Annotated in this window: 13 protein-coding genes; 1 reads left to right on the forward strand and 12 read right to left on the reverse strand. The window is 40.2% G+C overall.

Features of this window, described 5'->3' with window-relative positions; all coding sequences use genetic code 11:
- Positions 1-406: 406 nt before the first annotated feature.
- The 12 genes from PGS38_RS13130 to PGS38_RS13185 all read right to left on the reverse strand — a co-directional run bounded on the left by PGS38_RS13130 (position 407) and on the right by PGS38_RS13185 (position 14795).
- Positions 407-1639 (reverse strand): ABC transporter permease, encoded by a 1233-nt coding sequence (locus PGS38_RS13130; RefSeq protein WP_055226878.1) that lies wholly within the window; start codon positions 1637-1639, stop codon positions 407-409.
- A gap of 24 nt (positions 1640-1663) precedes the next feature.
- A complete protein-coding gene (locus tag PGS38_RS13135) occupies positions 1664-2329 on the reverse strand; it encodes an ABC transporter ATP-binding protein (protein ID WP_055226876.1) in 666 nt (221 codons plus the stop codon).
- A gap of 31 nt (positions 2330-2360) precedes the next feature.
- Positions 2361-4037 carry an ABC transporter ATP-binding protein gene (locus PGS38_RS13140; RefSeq protein ID WP_055226874.1) on the reverse strand — a complete coding sequence of 559 codons (1677 nt, stop codon included), beginning with the start codon at positions 4035-4037 and terminating at the stop codon, positions 2361-2363.
- Positions 4038-4057: 20 nt separating this feature from the next.
- Positions 4058-4951: a leucine-rich repeat domain-containing protein gene (locus PGS38_RS13145; RefSeq protein ID WP_022463281.1), complete on the reverse strand. Its 894-nt coding sequence runs from the start codon at positions 4949-4951 to the stop codon at positions 4058-4060.
- A gap of 6 nt (positions 4952-4957) precedes the next feature.
- Positions 4958-6367, reverse strand: coding sequence for an ABC transporter permease (locus PGS38_RS13150; protein WP_158554998.1), 1410 nt, complete (start codon positions 6365-6367; stop codon positions 4958-4960).
- Positions 6368-6508: 141 nt separating this feature from the next.
- Entirely contained in the window at positions 6509-7552 is a 1044-nt protein-coding gene (locus PGS38_RS13155; protein ID WP_055226872.1) for a P-loop NTPase family protein, read from the reverse strand.
- Positions 7553-7554: 2 nt separating this feature from the next.
- Complete coding sequence (ccpM, locus tag PGS38_RS13160) at positions 7555-8961, reverse strand: Cys-rich peptide radical SAM maturase CcpM (protein WP_055265672.1); 1407 nt, start codon at positions 8959-8961, stop codon at positions 7555-7557.
- Positions 8954-9220, reverse strand: a complete 267-nt coding sequence (locus PGS38_RS13165) for a hypothetical protein (protein ID WP_055226866.1) — start codon at positions 9218-9220, stop codon at positions 8954-8956. Before PGS38_RS13165 ends, ccpM begins: the two co-directional genes overlap by 8 nt.
- A gap of 458 nt (positions 9221-9678) precedes the next feature.
- Positions 9679-10818, reverse strand: coding sequence for a S8/S53 family peptidase (locus PGS38_RS13170; RefSeq protein ID WP_055226864.1), 1140 nt, complete (start codon positions 10816-10818; stop codon positions 9679-9681).
- A 682-nt stretch (positions 10819-11500) separates the two neighbouring features.
- Positions 11501-12190: a CvpA family protein gene (locus PGS38_RS13175; RefSeq protein WP_055226862.1), complete on the reverse strand. Its 690-nt coding sequence runs from the start codon at positions 12188-12190 to the stop codon at positions 11501-11503.
- Positions 12191-12202: 12 nt separating this feature from the next.
- Positions 12203-13399 carry a DUF5711 family protein gene (locus PGS38_RS13180; protein ID WP_118641040.1) on the reverse strand — a complete coding sequence of 399 codons (1197 nt, stop codon included), beginning with the start codon at positions 13397-13399 and terminating at the stop codon, positions 12203-12205.
- Positions 13400-13487: 88 nt separating this feature from the next.
- A complete protein-coding gene (locus tag PGS38_RS13185; RefSeq protein WP_226906423.1) occupies positions 13488-14795 on the reverse strand; it encodes a LysM peptidoglycan-binding domain-containing protein in 1308 nt (435 codons plus the stop codon).
- A 200-nt stretch (positions 14796-14995) separates the two neighbouring features.
- Here PGS38_RS13185 and yyaC point away from each other — a divergent pair, with 200 nt between their 5' ends.
- The gene (gene yyaC, locus PGS38_RS13190) at positions 14996-15583 is read left to right on the forward strand and encodes a spore protease YyaC (protein WP_022463275.1); all 588 of its coding nucleotides are present in this window, start codon (positions 14996-14998) and stop codon (positions 15581-15583) included.
- The last annotated feature ends 86 nt before the right edge of the window (positions 15584-15669 follow it).

Consider the following 15669-nt stretch of genomic DNA (forward strand, 5'->3'; position numbering starts at 1 on the left):
CTCTGCCGTTCCGACTCGGATCAGCTCGTTTATTTTATCACAGAGCTTTTCATTTGTCAAGAACTTTTTTAATTAATTTTTTTGAAGCTCTTTCGAACTTCCTGAGAACGTTTTGTTCTCTGCCGTTCTCTCGATCAGCAACTCGTTTATTCTATCAAACTCATTTGCTTTTGTCAAGAACTTTTTTCAAGTTTTTTTGAAGTAGTTTTGCAACCCGCGGCAGCCACCCGGCTCCGAACTAGGTTTTTCTGTTTCAAAAGAACTCTTTTGCATCAGCTCTCGCTGACAGCTTAGTTATAATAACACCGCCAAAAGCAAAAGTCAACACCTTTTTTCGAATTTTCTTATTTTTAGAAAAATACGGTCAATTCTGCATATTCAGTATTTTATCTGACTATTTCTTTTTTTACTCCATCATCAAAATCTTTTTCGGCTGATATCGTACAATCTGGTATACCATAACCATAGAAGAAGCCAGCACAACCCCCATTCCACAAAGATACAATATTATAATCTGCTGTGTCTTAATTGCAGCCTGCACACCGTTCGAAAGATCTACAGCTATTTTTATCACATTCGCCAAAGGATAAGAAAAAATTACCCCCGCTGTAATTGCCAGCAATACCGGGCAAAAAGATTCCATCAACATCTGCAGCATAATCCGCATCTTTGTTTCTCCAACAGAAAGAAGAATGCCAATCTCAAACATGCGATCCCGCAAATTCATAAGAATCAAAAAACTTAATGTGATAGTTCCAAGGATTACGGAAACTATCACCATGAGATTCGAAATCCCTGCCAGGCTCTTCAGGCTGTCGGCCACCGCTTTATAAGCTGAAACATTTACCGTATAGTCCATATCATATTCTTCTTTGATATATTCCGGCATTTTTTTCGCATCTTCAGCAAACGCTCTTCCTTCTTCCGGGTCCTTCAACTGCAATGTAATTTCTTTTACATTATCATTTTCATTCATCTCATAAACTGGTGTATCCAGGGTATAGATAGCATTTGCTGGGTTATTATATACCACATTTCCACTGTAAGCTGCCTCGTTCGTACTGTAAATACCACTGATTTTAAATGTATACCGCTCCTTTGTGTATGGTGAAAGAACAGCTATGGTATCTCCTATTCCCAGTCCATTCCGTTCCGCAATCCCATCACTGACTACCGCTTCTTCTGCATTCTGCGGTACATGTCCCGAAATCAGTGTAACTACAGAAGAAACAGAACTAAAATACTCGACAGGATCAGATGATCCCTCCACATAAATATTTTCTGTTCCATTTTCTTCCTGTCCGTCCATAATTTCAGCTGTAAAGTTATCCGCCAGAGCAGCTGTCACCGTATTACAGCTGCCAAACCGAATTCTTTCATCAGCGCAGAGTTCCAAATATTTTTGATGTGAAATCGAATTCACACCGCGCGGCTCTTCACTGTATATCTGACGCTCATTCGATACAAGCACGCTTCCTCCGATGCTCGTCCGAATCTCCCATATCCGTTCCCGACTTGCCGCGCGGATACATAAGCCAAACAGGATCAGGATGGATAAAATCAGGAAACTTAAAAACATCAGAATTGTATTTTTTTTATGATAAGAAATACTGCGAAATGCTCTTTTGATCCAGTTCATAAAAACTTTCCCTCCCCCTCATGTTTAATCCTGCAATTTTTTCTTTTCCAGCCGTACCACCACATCTGCCTCCGCGGCAAATGCTTCCGAATGTGTAACTGCTATTACACATTTCTTATCTTCATGAGCCAGCTCTTTGAAAATTTTCACAATGCCAGCCGCCGTATCAACGTCCAGATTTCCCGTCGGCTCATCCGCAAGAATCACCTCTGCATTTGTCGAAATCGCACGCGCAATCGCTACGCGCTGCTGTTCGCCTCCTGAAAGTTTATTGATATTGCGGTTCATCTGATCTTCTGTAATTCCCATTCGTGTCAGAAGTTCCCGCGCCCGTTCTTTTTTGTTTTTAATCGGATTTGACGTAATTTCCATTGCCGCCAGCACATTCTCCAGCGGGGTCAGATAAGGCAGCAGATTATACGCCTGAAACACAATTCCAATCTTGCTGTTTCGATATCTTGTATAGCCAATTTCCCGGATATCTTTTCCTTCAAAGCACACGCAGCCGCTCTTAGGTTCTTCCAGCGCACCCGCCAAAGTCAGCGTCGTTGTTTTCCCCGATCCAGAAGGACCAACAATCGTGTAAAGAGTACCCTTCTCAAATGAATAGCTGGCTTTATCCAAAATATCAATTCTCTTTCCGCCGCTCTCGTAAAAATAGCTTACCTCTTTTAATTCCAGTTCTGCCATATTGTTCCTTTCTACTATAATCTAGTCGCCTCTACATTTTTCCAGTTCTCACTTCCGTAAGAAACCCATCTTTTACCAAATATACTTTATCAAATTTTTCCAGTTTATCATAATGATGTGTAATAAAAATCACAGATTTTTCCGGCATTTCTTCTGTTATAATTTTATAAAGATATTCATTGGCTTCTACATCAAATCCACTGGACGCTTCATCAAAAAGCATAACCGGCGCATCTTTCAATAGTGCCCGTGCAACCACAAGCTTTTGTCTTTCTCCTCCTGAAAGAAATGCTCCATCATCTCCTATTTGTGTTTTTTCTTTTTCTGGAAAACGTTGCAAGTATTTTTTCACGCCACTTTTCCTTAGTACCTCATTCAGTTTTTGTCTGTCTGCTTTCCCCTCCAAATCTATATTCTGCACAATGTCCCCCAAAAACAACGCTGATTTCTGACTCACAACAGAAAAAAGGCTTCGGTATTCTGATAATTTTAGCACTTTTATATTTTCACCATTACATAAAATTTCTCCTTCTTCCGGTTCATAAAATCGTAATAGTAATTCCAAAATTGTTGATTTTCCACTTCCATTTTTTCCAATAATAGCCACTTTTTCTCCCGGCTCAAGTTTAAAAGATACTTTCTTTAACACTTCCCTATCCTTTGTATACTGAAATCTCACATTTTTAAATTCTAATATTGGCGAAATCTCTTTTTCCACTCTTTTACTTCCACTTCGTTCCTCTTCCATATTCAAAAATGTATAAAGTCGTTCAGCGGACGGTTTGACACTTGCAAAATGCATACGCAGATCAATTAAACTATTTACCGGTCTTGTAACATAACTAGAATAAGAAACAAAAGCAAAAACTGAACCTATGGAAATTTTTCCCACGAACACCAAATATCCACCAACTAAATAAATAAGAATTGTTACACCCCACTCTAAAACAGCATCCCCAAAAATATTCCATGTCTCAATCATGGTTCCTTTCATTTCAACCGCTAACGATTTACAAATCTGTTTTAAAAATTCGCATTTTCTTAATTCATATAGATTCCACAATTTAATTTCTTCCACAGTATTAATTGTATCGCCAAGCCATCCTCCAAATTGTTGCTCAACTTGAATATACATTTTCATGTTTTTCTCACGCTTTTTAGCAAGACATTTTACTAACACGTATTTCACTGGAATTACTATCACTACAATGCATAACAGTTCAGGACTCAACAGCATAAGTCCAGCAAGTCCACTAATTACACGAAAAACATACGAAAAGCTCATCACTACATATCTATCTGTCATAGACGCAACCTGAGATACATCGCATTGTAACATTTGCACTATTTCCATACTATTTTTCATTTGAAAATAATGTTTTTTTAAATGCAATAATTTTCGAAATACATTGCAATACAAGTTCTTATAGAATGAATTATGTATTTCTGCAAAAGTTTTTGCCTGCACAACTTCAATCATTAAATATACCAGCACACAAACAAATAAACCGGCTACTCCATTAACAATTTGGGGCATATTTTTTTCGAGTATTCCGATGTCTGTGATCTGTTTTATCAATAATGGTTGCAGAAATACAGTTACTGTAGAAACAATAGTGCTTATACTCAAAATACCTATTTCTTTTTTATATTTGAGTAACTCTTTTAAAAAATATAAACATTTATTATTCTCTATTATTTTCTTCATTGTTCACAAATATAATATTTTTAATCCTTTAAGCAAACACTGATTCCTATTAGTCCAACCATACACACCCCAAGAAATATGTCCATCCAGACTATTTTCCCACTTTGCTTTTCTCCACTCGAAGGAGCCTTAAAAAATACTTTTTCAAAGCCTGTATCATTTTTATCAAAATATTTTTGTCCTATAACCTCTTCTTTCGTTTCATTCTCCTTCTTCTCAAGCCAATACTGGATCGAAATTTCCTGCATTTCTTCACCACCATATTCGGCTCTTTGATTATCTTTTGCAAGTTCTTCCGCTATTTTTCCGCCAAAAATCTTCATCGCACTATCTTGACTTTCTTCATAGGGTTTTCCAGCTCCCAAAAATAAAAATTGTCCTACTTTCTCCACGCTATCTGGAATCCGTATTTTTGACAAAGAAGAGCAATACATAAAGGCATTATCACCAATGCTCTCTAAACCATCATAAAAATAAATCTGTGTGATTCTAGTTCCCTGAAATGCGCTTTTTCCTACCTTTTTTAGTGTTTTTGGCATTACAATGCTGATAAACCCAGCAGTTGTATCACTGTACTGACCATCTTCCGCAAAGGCAGATTCCCCGATTTCAACAATGCCTTCGGATATCTGCACTGCCCGAAGATCCGTTTTTCTCAAAAAGCAGGAATCTCCGATTCTCGTCACTTCTTTCCCACCTACTTCTTTCGGTGTGACAATCACGCTTTCCGTCCCGATATAGTTTCGTAAAGTTACAGTTTCATCTTCTTCCACGCTATACTGGTAATCTCCCTCTTGGAGCCAGTCTGCCTGTAGCGAAACCTGTGTCGTTCCAGATTCCACTGCAAAAACGTCTTCCCGCCATACCAGCACCAGAACCATCGCTACGATCATTATCATTCTTTTTTTCTTCATGAACACCTACTTTCTGTCCAGCAATATAGATGCCGGGCTTTCTCTAGTTATTTTGCCGACTTGCAGAATTAATATCAAAAGGAAAAGATCTAAAATACCAAGAATCATCCCCGTCATGATTTTCCAGTTCCACTCAATGGACAAATCCGTATCAACAGTTACTCCCGTTGATTCATACGCAGCTATTTCGCTTGTCGGGAGCGCGTTTTTAATATTTCCCGACAGATCTTCATTTTCCTGCTCCACTTTCTCAGCCTGATTCGAAATCATCCGATCTGCGAAATACTCTGCTGTTGGTGTCGCACACAGCGCCGCAAAAACCAGGGCAATCAAAACCGGAACCAAATTCTCCAAAACGAACTGTCCTAAAATCCTTTTTCTGTGTTCCCCCATCGAAAGTAAAATTCCAATCTCACGTTTTCGCCCTTTGACTGACAGGCTGGTCAGAATGCCGAACAGTAAAATTCCGGCAGTCACAAATCCTACGATCATATATCCTATCAGACGATTCAATTTTTCAACAGGTTTCGCAACCATCTCATACCATTCCTTGTTTCGAATCAACTGATAGGACCATTCTCCAGATTCCAAATCCTGCTGTGATATTACCATTGGCTTTACGCTGGAACGTATTCCATTTTCATCGGTCTGTACAACATCATCCACACTTCCTATTTTTATTTTGTTTTTTGTTTCTTCTATGAATGGTTCAACTGATTTTGTATCTTTCAAATAGACCGTAACTGTATTAAATCCCACATTTTGAATTTTTAATGCTTTCATAGAATACTCGCAGAAAATATCCAGTGGAATAAAAATTAAATTATTGTGCCAGTCATTCACAACGGAATCGGACTGATAAACCTCTGGAGTTCTGTAAATGCCTCGAATTTTGAAACTAATTTCTTCCGGGGCACTTACTTTATAGTATTCGATCGTTCCCTGCTCCATTTTATATTTAACAGTATCGCCCACATGGAGATGATTTTTTTCGGCGTATTTTTCTCCTACCACAGCTTCGTATTTGCCCCGTTCTCCGTAGCTCAGTCCGCTTCCTTCCACAATCCTGTAACCCTTTGCCAGAAAATAGGTATCGTATGCGCAGTCCAGTGTTCCAACAGCCGTCATCGTATACATGCCTGAATCTTTCAGATAACCTTTTAGGCGCTGTTGTGTCTCCTCGCTGATATATGTTTCCGTATCCACCGGATCAAGCCAATATGTTCCCGCTTCCATGGTGTACCCCTGAACATAATTGCTGTCAATGAACTTTTCTACGATTGCGGACGGGATCGCATATACAGTACATGATTTTCCAGCTTCTCCCTCGGCCGGCCCGCGCAGAGTAATAGAGTTGGCCAATGTTTCCTGTGCTCTTTTCACTTTATTTCCACTTGCAATTCCAATCATCAGCATAGAAAATATCGCCAGGAAAAGTACTAAAAACAGTATGATATACATCAATGTTTTCGCAGGAGTACTTCTTAATTTTCTGCTTGCTCTTTTCAACATATTCTTTCTTCCCCCTATATATTTCAAAATGCGACAAGCTTATGTTTAATTTTCAAGTGTCCAAATAATCCTATCGCTCAATTTTTCTATTTGAGAATCACTTTTAATATCAACAACTGATATTTTTTTCAAATGCTCAAAATCCCTTTCCTTGTCAATTAATTTTAAAAAACACATCTTTTTTTGTTCAAAACTCGCATCCATATCAATTGCAAATTCTGATATTCCAATATCATTAATTGTAATATCATATCTTTTTTGAACCTCATCTTTAACATGACTAATAAACGCTTCTTCATAGCGCATATATGGTAGCATCAAAACACTATAATCTGGTTCTATTGCACACATAAACAATTGTGTAGTAATGCCAAAATCATTAGAATATTGTGGATTAAACGAGAGACATGCTCCTGGTATCCCAACAATTACAATATCATAATCTTGTTCTAACCGCTTTACAGCCGCATTTATATTTATAATTATCTCTTCATTCCTATTTTTCCCATTTAAATATTTCTTTTCAAAGCAAAATGTATCTTTCCCAATTAATCCATTTAATCCAGAAACAATTGCTGCAACTTTATATCCTTTTTGTTTCAAACATTTTTGCAGTTCTAATTCCATTTTCAATTTTCCACTATTTTGTGTCAAACCCAAAACGCAAATAACCGGAATATTTATCTTTCTTACTCTTAAATCGTCACACTTTTTTTGAATTTTTAATTTTTTAGCAACAACGACATTTTCATAATGCTGATCTATCTCTAAACTGTTCCTGATATTATTAATAGAAACTATCGTTATGGATTTCTGCTTTGCTGTTTTCACCACGCTCTTTATATATTCAGGCGATGCATCGTGCCAACTTTCAAGAAGAATTAACACTTCACATTCTTTTATAATATTACCTATTCCCTCCTCTATTATTATCTCACTACCATCACAACGTTGAATTTTTTTCCCGCAAAGTCCCCATGCTTTTATTGAAGCAATATGCATAATTTCACCATATCTACATTCATGTATGTTCTCAAATAGTGTTATACTTTCTTGATCTACCGGAAATATACCTACTCTTTTTAACATTTTCATTCATACTCCTCAAATTTATAACCAAGTTCTTTTAAAGTACAGTAATTTTTCATTGCCTCTTCAAATCCCCCTCTAACCTTCCAGCAATGTTTTTCTATTTCTTTATTTGAAATATTTTTAGTGTCATCTGCACATGCTATACAAATTGTGCAATGTTGATATGCCCAACAATCCTTACACCGGTCTTGCGAATATCGTTCTATATTTAGCAAATTTAACACTTTGTTTTTATCTATTCCTTTTTTTATATCACCTATTTTGGAAACTTCTGATATTTCACTCACTCGCTCACACGGATATATATTTCCTTCTGCTGTTACAAAAATTTTTTTCGCGCCTGGAATACAGGGACCACTATGATGATTTACCTTTGAAATCTCTTCTTGCATTTTTTCCTCATGTTGTTTAATTTCTCTCATTTCATTATCAAATTCTTCTTTTACTGCTCTAGCCACAAATTTTTCATTAATTCGTTTTAATTTTGAAAGAAAACATTTAAAATATTCATATTCCTGTTCTTCAACAAATTCTCCGCTAAATTCACATTGTTTATCCGTATAATTATCATTCAAAACAGATATTCTACTCAAATTTTTCGAAATCAGCCTATCTTTATCCAAAAACTCATATATTGTTCTTAACTCATTTTGGGGATCTAACACTGTGTTGAAAGACACATTTTTTTTATAATATTTTCTGTCCATACTATATATCATTTTCATGCTATCTCTCAATTTTTCAAATGATCCTCTATTACTTCCTGCAAATATTCTATTTTTATCGTGCACTTCTTTAGGCCCATCCAAACTAAACATAATTTGTATATTATTTTTAATAAAATACTGAACAATTTCTGGTGTAAACAACGTTCCATTAGTGGTCAAATTAAAATGTACCGTTCTTTGGCAATATTCTCTCTTCACATACTCAACTACTTCTTTTATCAATCTGAACATTAATAATGGCTCTCCGCCATAAAATGATATATATATGTCTTCGCTAGACATCGAATGCCCATACAAATAATCTACTGCTTCTTTTGCAGTTTCCCAGCTCATTTCTTTTTGACTATGATTTCTATTTTTGTAATCACCAGAATAAACACAATAACTGCAACGCAAATTACATTTTTGTGTCACTTGCAAAACTAACTGATTCATTCTATTTTCTAAATAAGATTCTAAAAAGTCCGTAGCAAAATGTTTTACCTCTTCTACCCGCGTTCTTTTCAAATATCCTTCATTTATTAGCTTTTCTATTTCTCTTTCCGCTTTTTCATCCCAAATATTGTTTTCCAAAAAATTATATGTTTCGAAAGACACCTGAATAATTTTATCAGTATTCACATCATATACATAATATTCTTTTGCAGTTTTGAAACAATGAATAAATGGTTTATGCATGTTCTTTTCCTCTTGTTTTATATGCTATTTCTTTGTTAATCAATTTTATTATGTCATCAAATGTATCAAATTTTCCAGCCACAATATCTTTTTCCTTAAAATGAATATCAAATTCTTTTTCTAACTCCACATATACATTTATCAAATCTCTTGCGCTGAATTTTAGATCATTTCCTAAAAGCTTTTGATTTTTCCAGTCTTTTTTCTGTTCTAAATTTCTATATTTCTTTAATATATCTTTCACTTTTTCTTCTATCATTTCTATTCTCTTTCATCAAATCTACTATTGTCAGCATTTTTACTCTACAACAAACATATCAACATTTTAACAAACGCTATTTCAAAGGATCTATAATACTTCTAGCCATATTCTTAAACGATTTTTTATAATGCTTAAATCAACTTTTAAACTTATCCTCTAATTAAAATGAGGACTACCACTAATTAACACTGTAGCAACCCTCATCTTTCTTACATTTTAGTGATTAGCATTAGATCCAAATACACTTGTGTATAACTGATTCTGCGCCTGAGCTTTCTGAACATAGGCAGACCCACACGTAGAAAAGCATGTGCATGAACACGGTCCATTTGCATAAACACTCACATTATTTCTTCCCTTATGTTCTTTCTTTTTAAGCGTTTTCTTCATTTGAATACCTCCCTTCGAGCATAATTTTATTACCCATTGCGATCGCAAAAGTAATCCAGTAAATTTTAGTCGTCTAAAAGTTGCATTATTATCCATTTATATGCGTTATAACAATTTTCAAACTGCATTTGCTCCATCCTTGTTTTCACATTCCATCCTTTTTTATCAAAAACCTCAAAATCTATCAAACTATTACTTTCAAATATATTTTTATCCGTTTGAATAATAAGCACATCTGGATTGTATATTGTATTTACTGCCATTATTAACGTCTCTGTCACATTCCCATGCGTATAAAATTCTAATGGAATTTCTGCCACGCAAGACTCTTTTAGGTTCTTTTCTGATGTTAATACTATACACTCATAGTCTTCCTTCCCAAAACACTCATATAACAACTTTGCCCCAATAACAGTACGTGTTAAAATTATCGGAATTGACCACGCTTTATTATTCACAATCCCATTCCATTCCAATTCTTTTTCATAGATACATTTGTTTATATGATTCATAATAAATTTTTTTGCATCTTGGTATGAACCTTTTTTATTTTTCCTTAAATAACATATCAAAAGCACAGTAATAATCGGAGCTGCAAAACTATTTGATTTGTATTCTTTCCCAACAATCTTCTTTAAAACGTCATCAAAATTTAACTGTATCGAATTCATTTCCGAAAAAGGAAATGATTTAGACACCGAAATTTCTTTTTCCTGCAATTTAGCAATATAATTTCTTACCCCGAAAACCCCATCAAAGCATGCCGGCCATGTAGGAAAGTTTGTATTTGATAGCGCTGCACATAATATCATTTTATTAGAAACCATTTGTTTTATAATATTTTCTATCTTTTTTGCATCTATATAATTTGTTGTTCCAACACTCATATGCACAAGTTTTATCTTTTCTTTTAAGCACCATTCTAACGCCGCTTTGAATGAATCAATGCTACCTCTTTCCCCTGTTTCCATAATTTTTATAGAGATAAATTCTACCTCTGGGCAAAAATATTTGATGATACTATAACACTTATCGCCATGTGTTAGTTTATATCTCTTTCTAAACAGATTATCTTTTTTTTCAGAATTGCACAAAACAACTTTTTTATTCTCATCAACATAGTATTCATTCTCACTCAGAAACAGTCCCCCTGCTGTCCCGTCATCTATAATTACATATTTTCCATCGTTTTTTTTATTTTTCATATGCAAATAGTCTTGTTCAGCTTTTCTTTTTCGTCTACATACTTACATTATATCTATATTTCTTCTTTTTTCAATGTGCTTTTTGTACATATTTTCAGTTTTTATTCATTATAAATTCACATAAATATTTTTTTCACAAAAACATGTAATTTTTTTTATATAAATACGTATATTTATAGATATTTCTTTTCATATCAGTTCAACCCCCATATTTTCCACAACTCTCAACTTTTTCCACTAATATCCTATTTGTTCTTTCATTTCCATTCTTATCCCCTTCTATCTAGCAGATTCTTCCGCTCTCAACTTCAGAGAAAAAGCGGTCGGCGTGTGGGCGGCGGATGCGGTGGGAGGGGAGAAACGTGCCGGGGCGCGGGGCATTGATTTGGGTGGGAGCGGAACCTGACGCGGACGGGACGGAACGGGGGAGATGAAATCCGGCTCACAAAGCCGGATTTCAAGAGACACTGAGTCGGGAAAACATCAGTTTTCCTGACGAATTGTCTCGGTGCTCCCCCGTTCCGTCCCATCCACGCCAAGGTCTCCGCCCCACCCAAATCACAGCCCCGCACCCCGGCACGTTTCTCCCCTCCCACCGCATCCGCCGCCCACACGACGCCCGCTTTTCCTCGTCCCCCCTCCCACCAAAAAACGGCCCCACAAGGAACCGTTTTTTCTCATCTTATAATACATTCTTCAACAGCATCAGCACCGGATTATTCTCCCGAATCCATGCCAGCGCCATATCGCCCTGGATCTGCTTCATGCATACATTCCCCCAGTGTGTCGCCTGAAAGCAGTACACCACCGCAAAGAAAATCCAGATCCACAGCACCGCACGCACGACACCAAGTCCTGCTCCTCCCATGCGGTTCAAAAAGCTGATCCCCGGAATCTCCGCAATCAATTCCACAATTTTCACCGCAATCGTCACGAAAACAACGGCAAGCACCAGCGTCAGAAAGAAAGCAATCCCTTTCATAATCTTTTCCGATACCGCCTTCGCCGCGTAGGATGCCAAACTGTGCAGCTGTTCCTCCTGGTACTCCCGCACCGCGCCGCTTCCGAGAATCTGGTTCACCAGCTCCTCCGGCACGCCCATGCTCTCCAGCCATTTCTTCTGCACATCCTGGTTTTCCCCCGACAGAAATTCATTGTTTTCAAATGTCTCTAAGCATTTCTTCTCCACATACTGCGGCAGCTCCGTCCGCTCATTCAGCACATCCGTCACATACGGATTCATCCAGATCGCCAGTCCTGTCACCAGAATCAGGGACACCATGGACAGCACTGTCCGGACCAGCCCCTTTCGATATCCAGCCAGCGCGGAAAGAATACACACCGCAAGTAATACGTATCTCAGCCAATTCATGTTTTTCTTCTCCTATTTCAGCCGGATCATCGAAACGCCGTCCTCCTCCGCGAGCAGATACCGGTTCTGCCCCATGCCGAGGATCTCGTGAATCTGTGTTTCGCTGACCACGCCGCTGTACTTCTTTCTTCCATTTAAGGTATATACACACAGCTCCTGCCGGTTCGTCAGCAGAATCTGTTTTTCTTCTATCTGAAGGTTCTGGTAATAGAAATCCAGATTTTCATCCGCAAGCTGCTTTCCTTTCAGATTGTAGATTTTCATCCGGTAAGGATGATCGTCACTCTCCCCGCGCAGAATCAGAACCACGCGGTCGTCCGCATACGCGCAGCTTAAAATTTCTCCATCTTCCGATACGCTCACCGTTTCCTTCGGCTTGTTTGTTCCTTCATAAACGCGGAAGCCGTTGTCAAAGAAGGCAACCCATGAGGATGTTCCCGCGGTTTCGATCTGTGGGCACAGCATATCGGTGTAGCTCGATGAGCTTGCAAGATTGTCCACCAGATCCTCGCCCCTGCTTCCGAAATTGTAGAAAGCGACCTGTGATTTCATCTTGCCGCCGTCTTCGTAAGCGTAGGAAACCGCCATCCAGAGTCCGTCCGCAGAAAGTGAGAGATCCATCGGATAGCCCGGGCTGTCCATGTTCGGGTGAGAGGAGGCGATCTCCGTTCCATCGGTATTATAGTATTTGATCCAGCTCTCCCCGTTGTTTTCCAGAATCGCCGCAACGACGCCCTGGCCTGCAATGGATGCTTTCACGATCGGATACGACGCGGTAATTTCGCCGGCCTTTCCATCGGCATCGTATACAACAATTTTGGTTCCGTTTTTATCGTAAATGGCAATTGCATCGCCGCAGGATATCATCTGCGGATTTTCCATGGTATAATGATCGCTCCAGAGGGTCTGATTTTTCCGGTCGCGCAGTTCGATGCCGTCGATACCGTAGCGCACGATCTTATTTCCGGATTTCTGAAACATATACGTATCGATGTCCTCGGTCTCTGTTGCCTGTACTGTGTCGTATCCCTGAAAAGTACGCAGCTGAAGCCATACCCCTGTACCAATTCCGGCCGCGAGAATGGCTCCTGCAAGGATTCCAACGGTGATCCGGCGTCTGCGTTTTCTTTTTCTGTTTTCTGCTTTATACTCCTCAAGATCCCGGACTTTTGCTCCGTTCTCCTGTTCTTCTCTGTTTTTTCCGTCCATTTTCATTCCCCTTATGTTCTTTTCGGACTTATTTTCTGCCGCCCTTTCGGCCGCAGTTTGATTCCGCTCTAGTGTACCATATTTTTCTCTATTTTGGGAGGTATATTTTCTGCCCCGCATATATGAGATCTTCCACCGCGATCTGGTTCAGTTCGCAGATATCTTTCACTCTGCTCATCGTTCCGTAATATCTCTCACTGATTTTCGAGAGGCTGTCCCCCTTCTGTACGGTGTACTCCTGCCAGACCTGTGCGGCGGTTTCTGCCGTCTCACTGCCGGAAGCAGTTCCCGGGGCGGACGATGGCTCTGCTCCCGGTGCTGGATCTGTCTGCGCCGTACCGGTATTGTTCTCCGCTGCACCAGTCTGCTCCCCGCCGGATGTGCTTTGCTCTCCGCTGCCTGCCGGATCCGTTCCGGATAAATTCTGCTCCTCACTTACCGCCGCGCTCCCGCTCTCATTTTCCGTTTCCAGTTCCGTTCCTGTGCTTTCCGGCGTCGAAGTATTTTCCCCTGTGTTTCCCTCTTCCGCCGCTGATGCTTCCGCTGCACTCTCCGCCGTCTGTGTCTTCTCTCCCTGTACGTTTCCCGCCACTGCTACCGTCTGCTCCTTTGTTTTCCCCGGAAACGGCAGCGCATCTCCGTATTTCTGCGTCACCGTTACAAGAAGCGCCGCAGCCGCGCATGCTGTCATCGCATAGAGGATCGGCTTTCTGTGATCGTGTTCCGGCTCCTCCCCGCTCTTCTCCTCAATCATCTTCCGAAAATCGCTGACCGCGCGGTCGGGCACGCTCTCTCCGTTTTCGATCGACCGGTTCTGATTCTGATCGATCAGATACGACTGCATCGGCTCATTCTTTTCATAATAAATGTAAAAGCCTCCCGTGCTCCGCAGGGTGCCGCCCTCGTACGTATAGAAGGTTTCCTCTTTTTCCTGTCCGTTGACGCGGAACAGCGTCTTGTCATTTCCGCCGAAGTGGTTCAGATGCGCTCGGATGATCTGTTCATTCAGATCCTCCCCGTATCCCGGAAGAGAAAGTGCCCAGCCGAGGATCTGCTGGTTTTTGAAATATTTTTCCATCACATCGTGGACCTCCGTCCATACTGCATCATCGAAGACCAGGTGATCCGGCGCCGGCTCCATCGTATGAATCGCGGCCGCGCTGCGGATAAAAAAGTAGGAAATTCCGTCCGCCCACTTAAATTCGCCGAACAGCATGGCGGCACGTCCCTCCGGTGCGGAAAAATATTTTTTCAGAAAGGTTCCGACATAATCTTCCAGATAAATCCGCTCCCTGCCGTTCGTATCACCGACCTGGCGGATATTTTTCGGCAGATGAAAGTATCCTTCGTTGCCGTTCGCCTGCTCTTTGTTTTCTTTATAGACAATCTCAATCATGCTTTTCACCCCTTTTTGCCTACTTTATCACGGATGTTCCGCGAAAAAGATCGTTTTGGGGCAGGGCTGTCACGGTTTTTTCCGACTGTTTTCCCGTTTTTCTGCACCGGAGGGCATGTCATGTTTTTTTCATTGCAGGAATAGTTTATACCATATACGGTTAAACTGTGGATGATTCTTCTGAAAGGCAGGTACCGGTCATGTTTCGAAAAAAAGACGCCGAAGTTTACTACATCAATGAGCGAAGCCGCAGCGCCAGCGAAGAGCTGGCGTCGCTGTTTTCTTACTGCATTCAAAAGGACGGACGCATGTTCCGTGAACTGGTATTTCTCTGCATCGGAAGCGACCGGATCACTGGGGATTCCTTAGGACCGCTGATCGGGTACCAGCTTTCGCCGTACTGCAGCCGCGTTTTTCATGTCTATGGAACGCTGGATGACCCGGTGCACGCCCTGAATCTACCGGACCGGATTTCGTACATCCATTCCCGCCACCCGGAGGCACTGCTCGTTGCGATCGATGCTTCGCTTGGTTCGCGGCGTCATCAGGGATATATCACGATCGGAAACGGGGCGATCCGGCCGGGCGCGGGGGCAGGGAAGACGCTGCCCGAGGTCGGGGATATTTTTATCACAGGCATTGTGAATGTATCGGGCAGTTTTGAACAGCTTCTTCTGCAGACAACCCGGCTTGCCACGATTTTCCATATGGCGGAATCCATCTCGCAGGGAATCCTGCTCGCCTGCCGGGAACTTGAGGCGGCCGGGACAAGCGAACTTCTGCTTTAAGAAAAACTGCAGACAACAAAACAGGCAGAGACCGCACCGTTTTCCGGTGTAGCCTCTGCCTGTTTTCTTTTGTCATTTATTTCGAA

It is taken from the genome of Fusicatenibacter saccharivorans (assembly GCF_027667425.1).
Lineage (GTDB): Bacteria > Bacillota > Clostridia > Lachnospirales > Lachnospiraceae > Fusicatenibacter > Fusicatenibacter saccharivorans.

Coding starts and splice junctions, on each gene's coding strand:
- PGS38_RS13130 (WP_055226878.1), bottom strand. CDS start 1,639: ATGAACTGGATCAAAAGAGCATTTCGCAGTATTTCTTATCATAAAAAA.
- PGS38_RS13135 (WP_055226876.1), bottom strand. CDS start 2,329: ATGGCAGAACTGGAATTAAAAGAGGTAAGCTATTTTTACGAGAGCGGC.
- PGS38_RS13140 (WP_055226874.1), bottom strand. CDS start 4,037: ATGAAGAAAATAATAGAGAATAATAAATGTTTATATTTTTTAAAAGAG.
- PGS38_RS13145 (WP_022463281.1), bottom strand. CDS start 4,951: ATGAAGAAAAAAAGAATGATAATGATCGTAGCGATGGTTCTGGTGCTG.
- PGS38_RS13150 (WP_158554998.1), bottom strand. CDS start 6,367: ATGCTGATGATTGGAATTGCAAGTGGAAATAAAGTGAAAAGAGCACAG.
- PGS38_RS13155 (WP_055226872.1), bottom strand. CDS start 7,552: ATGTTAAAAAGAGTAGGTATATTTCCGGTAGATCAAGAAAGTATAACA.
- ccpM (WP_055265672.1), bottom strand. CDS start 8,961: ATGCATAAACCATTTATTCATTGTTTCAAAACTGCAAAAGAATATTAT.
- PGS38_RS13165 (WP_055226866.1), bottom strand. CDS start 9,220: ATGATAGAAGAAAAAGTGAAAGATATATTAAAGAAATATAGAAATTTA.
- PGS38_RS13170 (WP_055226864.1), bottom strand. CDS start 10,818: ATGAAAAATAAAAAAAACGATGGAAAATATGTAATTATAGATGACGGG.
- PGS38_RS13175 (WP_055226862.1), bottom strand. CDS start 12,190: ATGAATTGGCTGAGATACGTATTACTTGCGGTGTGTATTCTTTCCGCG.
- PGS38_RS13180 (WP_118641040.1), bottom strand. CDS start 13,399: ATGGACGGAAAAAACAGAGAAGAACAGGAGAACGGAGCAAAAGTCCGG.
- PGS38_RS13185 (WP_226906423.1), bottom strand. CDS start 14,795: ATGATTGAGATTGTCTATAAAGAAAACAAAGAGCAGGCGAACGGCAAC.
- yyaC (WP_022463275.1), top strand. CDS start 14,996: ATGTTTCGAAAAAAAGACGCCGAAGTTTACTACATCAATGAGCGAAGC.